This window comes from Pacificibacter sp., from assembly GCF_039769035.1.
Taxonomy (GTDB): domain Bacteria; phylum Pseudomonadota; class Alphaproteobacteria; order Rhodobacterales; family Rhodobacteraceae; genus Celeribacter.
In genome coordinates, this window is sequence record NZ_JBDMZG010000019.1 from 1 (window position 1) to 6,809 (window position 6,809).

Annotated in this window: 7 protein-coding genes and 1 pseudogene; 2 read left to right on the top strand and 6 right to left on the bottom strand. The window is 49.8% G+C overall.

Annotated elements, in window-relative coordinates; all coding sequences use genetic code 11:
* Positions 1-18: 18 nt before the first annotated feature.
* The 5 genes from ABF287_RS01260 to ABF287_RS01280 all read right to left on the bottom strand — a co-directional run bounded on the left by ABF287_RS01260 (position 19) and on the right by ABF287_RS01280 (position 3,941).
* Positions 19-417 carry a group II truncated hemoglobin gene (locus tag ABF287_RS01260; RefSeq protein WP_347183212.1) on the bottom strand — a complete coding sequence of 133 codons (399 nt, stop codon included), beginning with the start codon at positions 415-417 and terminating at the stop codon, positions 19-21.
* A gap of 58 nt (positions 418-475) precedes the next feature.
* Entirely contained in the window at positions 476-772 is a 297-nt protein-coding gene (locus ABF287_RS01265; RefSeq protein ID WP_347183213.1) for a hypothetical protein, read from the bottom strand.
* Positions 773-917: 145 nt separating this feature from the next.
* Positions 918-1,295, bottom strand: a complete 378-nt coding sequence (locus ABF287_RS01270) for a hypothetical protein (RefSeq protein ID WP_347183214.1) — start codon at positions 1,293-1,295, stop codon at positions 918-920.
* Positions 1,292-3,661 carry a DUF1989 domain-containing protein gene (locus tag ABF287_RS01275; protein WP_347183215.1) on the bottom strand — a complete coding sequence of 790 codons (2,370 nt, stop codon included), beginning with the start codon at positions 3,659-3,661 and terminating at the stop codon, positions 1,292-1,294. The genes ABF287_RS01270 and ABF287_RS01275 overlap by 4 nt, the downstream gene beginning before the upstream one ends.
* Entirely contained in the window at positions 3,654-3,941 is a 288-nt protein-coding gene (locus tag ABF287_RS01280; RefSeq protein ID WP_347183216.1) for a hypothetical protein, read from the bottom strand. The genes ABF287_RS01275 and ABF287_RS01280 overlap by 8 nt, the downstream gene beginning before the upstream one ends.
* Between ABF287_RS01280 and ABF287_RS01285 the strand changes: the two genes are divergently transcribed.
* Positions 3,926-4,771 (top strand): DMT family transporter, encoded by an 846-nt coding sequence (locus ABF287_RS01285; protein ID WP_334067791.1) that lies wholly within the window; start codon positions 3,926-3,928, stop codon positions 4,769-4,771. The two genes, ABF287_RS01280 and ABF287_RS01285, sit on opposite strands and share 16 nt — an antisense overlap.
* Positions 4,772-5,533: 762 nt before the next feature.
* Here the strand turns inward: ABF287_RS01285 and ABF287_RS01290 are convergent.
* Positions 5,534-6,418 (bottom strand): bifunctional 5,10-methylenetetrahydrofolate dehydrogenase/5,10-methenyltetrahydrofolate cyclohydrolase, encoded by an 885-nt coding sequence (locus tag ABF287_RS01290; RefSeq protein WP_347183217.1) that lies wholly within the window; start codon positions 6,416-6,418, stop codon positions 5,534-5,536.
* Between the two features lie 173 nt (positions 6,419-6,591).
* On the opposite strand from ABF287_RS01290, the pseudogene ABF287_RS01295 reads away from it, so the two are divergent.
* Positions 6,592-6,809 (top strand): annotated as a pseudogene (locus ABF287_RS01295) (AraC family transcriptional regulator); the annotation flags it as partial.

A 6,809-nucleotide genomic window follows, 5' to 3' on the forward strand; every position in this document is an offset into this window, starting at 1 on the left:
CGGAAAGATGATGCCGGGTTAGCGCCGTGTTCCGGCTGTCTCCCAATCCTCAATATCGTTAACTAGGATATCAGCGACGCGGCGAAATACTGTGTCCGAACGATCCGCCAGAGGGCCCTCATGACCTTCGTCGCTAAGCGCTTGCGACATACAAAGCACCCAATTGTCAGCGTCCTTTTGCCTAATTGGGACACGTGCATGCATCAGTTTCACATCCATATGCCCATGTTTTTCTTTGTAATAGTACCGCCCACCCATAAAACCTGTGAGGAAATTGAACTGCTCAACACGTGCATGTTCAACGCCGTGCCCGCGGCGCAGGTTTGAGCCTTCGGGCAAGGTTTCGACCAGATCGTAGAAATGCTCGACCAAGTCGCGCAGGGAGGCTTCGCCGCCAATGTCATCAAGCATGCTCATAGGGAATATCGTGCACCGCGCTCGTTTGTGCGTCGTTGATACAGATCAAAGGGCCATATCATTCGCAAGAATTCGGTACGTTCGCACTCTCATCCAAACGTAAGAACACCAGTTTTTGGCTTAGGGTCGCTTTGTCTTTGAGCGAAAGACTGAGGTCATACTCAGGTGCACAGAATTGTTTTTGATCAAAACTGTCAGGGTGGTTCATGATATCGCCCGCACCGTTCATTTCGTGCGCTGGGAAACAGTTTGCAAGGGTGGTATCCAAACGCTTCAACGCTTCAACGCCACTTGCGTTGGGTGAGCGGTATTCATATATTGCATAGCAGAATGAGCTGGTTTTGCCGTTCTGCATCAACGCGACCGCGCATATCACTTCGCGCGAGGTGTCTTGTCTCAAATATGTAATGATGCCATCGCGCGTGTTTAGTTGTGCTTCTTACACATCGCACGTCTGCGAAATTGCAGGTGTCGCAATAGCGAGAAATGCGAAAGTGGCGCTACTCTTCAACAAGGTGTTCGCCTTGCTCCACACGAAAGGGCGTCGGTGGGGTGGCTTTGCTCACCCAAAAATAAACTCCGACATATTCCATGACATACCAGCCCTCCCAAGCATCATCCTTGGACCAAATACTTTGGTATTCGTCGCGGCTTGCGTCAACGCGCCATTCGCCGCGTGCAGATTGCGCGCCATCTTGCACGTATATCGTGACACCATCGCCGCCAAAGTATTGGCGATAGCCTACGCCGTCCCATTTGCCGACGGCTGTGTTGCCGCTCAGCAAATTCGTGATTTGCTCTGCCGTCAGTTTTACTGATTGCGCGTTAGCTATGTTGGCAACGAGGAGCAGCGCGCAAGCTGCGAGGACGCGGATCATGAGCGGGGGCGCTCCTTCTTTGGATCATAGGCAGCTGTCGCGCCTGTGATCACTGCGGGCAGGCGTTTTTGGTGGCCATCTAGCTTGCCAACTTCCAACGCAGTGCCCACTGCTGAATGCGCAACATCAACCCGTGCCATGGCGATATTCTTACCCAGCAAGGGCGAGCGCATGGAAGATGTGACTTCGCCAATCTGCGCGCGACCTACATGGATGCAATCACCGTGCTCTACGTCGACATTGCTGTCGATTTCAAGTCCCACCAACTTACGCGCAGGGGTTTCCTTGCGTCGGATCAAGGCATCGCGGCCAATGAAGTCATCAGTCTTCGATTTCAGCGGCACGGTAAAGCCGATACCTGCTTCAAACGGATCGGTTTGATCGGAAAAGTCATAATCTGCGAAGATCAGGCCCGCTTCGATGCGCACCATATCAAGCGCTTCTAGGCCCATGGGTTTGATGCCGTGTTCTTGCCCCGCGTCCCAGATCGCTTGCCATATCTCGGCGCAATCTTTCGGGTGGCACATAACCTCATAACCAAGCTCACCTGTGTAGCCTGTTCGCGAAACAACAAACGGTGTGCCGCTTTCATCGTTGAGGCGGGCAGGTGTATGGCGGAACCACTCCAACTGTTCGAACTCGGGGTTATGTGGCGCGGTCCAAACGATCTTTTTCAGCAAATCGCGGCTCTCAGGCCCTTGGACTGCAACATTGTGGAGTTGATCCGTAGATGAGCGCACCATGACTTTCAGACCAAGCTTATCCGCTTGCTCGCGTATCCACTCGCCGCCGTAATCATCGCCGCCAATCCAGCGGAAGTTATCTTTACCAAGGCGGAACACTGTGCCGTCGTCGATCATGCCGCCGTGATCGTAACACATAGCCGTATAAACAACGCCACCAATCGCGAGTGTCTTCATGTTACGTGTGAATACGTATTGGCAAAGCGCTTCAGCGTCAGGGCCGGTGATCTCGAACTTGCGCAAAGGCGAAAGATCCATGATCACGCATTTTTGACGGCAGGCGTAGTATTCTTCGATTGGGCCAGCGGCGGCGTAGCAATTGGCGAGCCAATAGCCGTTGTATTCGATGAAATTGCGCGTGTGCTGGGCGAATTTGTCGTGAAAGCCGGTCTGTTTGGTCATTTTATATTCCGCATCAGGTGTGGGGCGATAGGCGACAGAGCGTTGGAATTTCTCTACGCCCGAGTAAGTGCGCACGTGGATGTCGCTTGGGTTCCAGCCGTTCGCGGCTGTGGTGTCATCGGGACAGGCAGAGCTGACGCAAACGATGTCCGTCAGCGCTCGTAGCAACACGTAGTCACCAGGGCGTGACCACGGTTCGTCGGCGTACATCACCCCGTGCTTATCAAGCCCCGTATTGAAAAAGAAGTTGATCGCCATCCACCCTTTGCGCCCTGCAACGTTATATTTCGACAAAGCGTGATTGAAGTTGTCAGAGCAATTAATGTGACCGGGATAGCCAATGTCGTCATAGTATTTTGCAGAGCAGGCAAGGGCAAAGGCATCGTGACGTCCGCACGTGTCTTGCACAACTTCGACGAGCGGCACCATTTCTTGATCATAATATTTCGCGTGTAAACCCGGCATAGGATAGGCTTGCCCCATCAGCGTGCGTGTGGTTGTGACGTCAAGAGCGTGTTCAATGCCTTTGTCAAGCTTGCGCGCAGAGAAGCATTCAAAGTCGGTGCATTGGCGACCATCAACATCAAGGATTTGGATGTAGTCACCAGCTTTAACAAAATAGGCCTCAGCAGTTTGGCTATGAACGCGAATGTCTGCGAGGGGATCGGCTAAAGGCGTAGGCAATTCATAACGCGTGTACGGCTGAAGCTTGGCGCGGGTAATCATCAGAGTAAGGGGAGTTGAAGTATTTTGCGCCTCAAAATCCATAGGTCCGCCAGGGGCCGCGACGATCACCGTGCCTGTTGCAGAAACGGAAAAACTCTCAGATGTGCCAGCGGGCGTGCCCGCGTCAAAAAATTTGATCGCGCCTGTCTGAGCCAGATTAATTGAGCGGGCATCAAGCCCCATGCGCAAGCCGTGCAAGGACTGATCTGAAGTGGTAAGTAATGCTTTAAGTCCATCCGCAGATTTGCTGCTGGTGTGCCCTAAAATTTCTGGTGACAGCGTGCCGTATTCATCGGTTATGACGATCTCGCACGGCTGACCGCCTTCATCGTTTGTTATCGTAAATTTATCGCCTGCATACACGGGTACAAGGATCGCACCTGCGCCTGGGATCACATAGCGTTCAGTTCCGGGCGGCAGTGAAAAAACCTTCGGTTCTAGTATTACGCTCGGTTTTGGTGGGCCAGGACGAACTCGTGGATAGTCTTCAAGCATTGCATCTCCAAACCAACAGATATTTGCATCCAGGGAAAAAATGTTTCATTAATAGAATAATATAAATAATAAAGAAACGGCAAATAAAATCGGAGTAAACCTGTTGGGTAACAATCAGATTAACTTTATCGGCTGGATATTGTTCGTAATTTCGGCGGTAGGCTTTTGCATCGCGAGCATCGGCAGCTTTTGGGCGATGTTCGGCAGTGTCTTCTTTTTGGTTGCTTGCTTGGTATTCATGATTCCGTTTTTCCGTTCGGATAAATGAGCGCACTTGCATTAGGATTGGTCGCGGCAGTCATGTGGGGAGTGCACGATGTATGTGTGCGCTTTATCAGCCAGAAAGCCCCGCTCATGGCATCGCTGCTCACGGTGTTGCTTGTGGGCACTTTGTTTCATTTGATCGTTATGAGTGTTCAGCAAAGCGCAGTTTTCCCCGACCGTTCCGTGATAGGAATTTCGGTGCTGTCAGGCGTTTTGTTTTTGATGGCCAGCCTTGGTCTTTATGGCGCTTTCCAACGTGGACCGGTCAAACTTGTCTCACCGATCATTGCAAGTTTTCCAATCTTATCGCTGGCATGGGCTGCGTGGTTCGGTGCAAATATATCAGTCCTACAGTGGGGTGCTGTGCTGTCGATCATACTTGGCGTGTCTCTGGTTGCAGCCCTTTCGGATCATAATCACGAGCAAGTACCGCCAGCCGGCAAAACAATAGCATATTCAGTTATGGCTGCTTGCGGCTTTGCTGGAACGTTCGCTTTTGGTCAGATGGCGAGCGTGCAATCAGGTGAATTGCCTGTGACTTTAGTAACGCGATGCGTTGCTATTGCATTATTAGTAACTGGCATGATCACTGTGAAACAAACACTTTGGCCCGGTGTTGCAGCATTACCGTTGTTGATGGTGATGGGCGTCGCTGATGGCATTGCGCTTCTGATGATCAATTCGGCGGCGCACCAGCCAGATGCGCAATATGCGTCTGTTGCAAGTTCAATGTTTGGATTACTTACAATTGTTTTTGCTTGGATCTTTTTGAAAGAACGGCTGACTATTCTGCAATGGATTGGATGCCTAATTGCTTTTTCCGGGGTTGGCTATTTGGCACTCTAAGCGCACTATATTTTGGACGTGCGCTTACAAAATTGAGTGGTCTCCTAAACCTTTTTTGCGATCTAGCAGATGCGCTAGGCTAAATTATTAAGCTTTTCCATGATCTTAATTGCACCTAATATTCGCTCATCGGAAAGCACTGGCTGATGCGCAATGTTATTAGGTAGATTGGGTTCATGATAACGTAGATTGCAAACTATCTAACAAGCGCATAATTTACGAGCATGACACGTGCGCAGTCATGAGGTAATTTGAACATTTAGTAGCTCCATCACGAAGCAACCCTTGAGAGTTATCTTTGCACCTGATCAGGCATAAGGCCAGTGTGGGCGACGTCTGGCCTTATTCAAGGGTATGCTTTTCGTAATCATATGCGTTTCTTGATAAGGATTTGGAGCTATTGATTTGGGGTTAGGGGGGAGCCAGTAGGACGCCCAAGTGCTGCATTTCTATAAGTGCTTTGAAGGCTTTCTTTATGCCCGCTATCTAAAAAGGGGATATACTATCGGCAGTTTGTGTTGTCCCGCAATTGGTTAGGTTAGTATTGTGTTGTCAGATTAGGCTAAAAGCATGTTAAGCACTTTGAAACTCTCCAATTTTGGCGAAATTTACACTTGCCAGGGGCCTCATTCGTCTCGTTGACTGCCTTGCCTGCTGTAGGTTTATCGTATTTAAAAAAATTACGTTTGAACATATTTCGACTCATACACTTAGTTGTGACAGCAAGGTATGGCTGGCTTTATTGGTGTGTCGTGTTGCCCGCTAGGTGATCCAGCCCGCTGCTAACTGGCGCTTGTGCGCAGTGATAGCGTTTCTGATCAGAATAGCAACAGTTACAGGACCAACTCCACCAGGGACAGGAGTAACCCAGCCTGCGACTTCAGTCACAGCTTCAGTCTGTACGTCGCCAACTATCTCATAAGAGCCATCTTCACCCGTGATCTGGTTTATTCCAACGTCAATGACCACTGCACCAGGTTTTACCATATCAGAGTTTAGAAAACCTGCTATGCCAACGGCTACAACAATCACGTCGGCGCGCCGCGAGTGCATGGCGACCGAACGGGTGAGATGGTGACACACCGTGACAGTAGCGCCTTCTGCCATAAGCATAACTGCGGTAGGCTTGCCAACTATCTCTGAATGGCCGATCATAACTACTTCAAGGCCCTCGAGCTTAAGGCCAGTTTCCTTGATCAATTGGATGGTTGCGGCTGCGGTGCATGGCGCGAGTGCAACGTCGGAATAAACTATATTGCCGATCGAGGCAGGGTTCATTCCTTCAACGTCTTTTAGCGGATGTACGGCGGATTGGAGTGAACGAATGTTGATATGCTGAGGGGCTGGACGTTGGATGATGATCCCAAGAATTGACGCATCATCGTTCATTTTCTGAATAATGCGCTTCGCTTCATTCTGTTTGATATTTGCATTCCATTTTATTTGTTCAAAAGGCAGACCCGCACTTTTTGCGCCGCGCGCTTGGTTGCGAATATAGAGTTTGGTTTCTGGTACATCGCCGATACAAATTGATACCAAGCGGCCAAGTGTGTTTTGTTCGTTGGTATATTGTTTACACTCATTAATGATTTTGATTGCGACTTTATGCCCATCAATGAGGCGGTGATTATGGCTGGCAGTAGTCATTTGTGTCTTTCTCTGAACATGAATTCGTATGCTACTATTTTGAATTTAATGCAACAAATATTCTTTTTGGGAATATTTTATCATTTACCCCTCTCACGTCTATGTGTTTAAACAGGCTCAGGAGCTTAAGCGTTAGCGCTTTTGCGCTGTCCCTAGGTAGGAATTACTCTGCGATGCTACATGATACCACCACGACGCCACAGCTGTTTGAGCTTTATGTCGGTAATGGCTTTTGTGATTATGAAGCGTCCGCCGTGACGCATACCCTGAATATCGCCAATGAAGTTCTTGCGCGTACCGCTTTTGACTGGCGTTTCGTGGCGGAAACACCAGGCGTGGTACAGGGGCTGACAGGCGGGCTGCTGCGGGCCGAGCCTTTGATCGATGATCA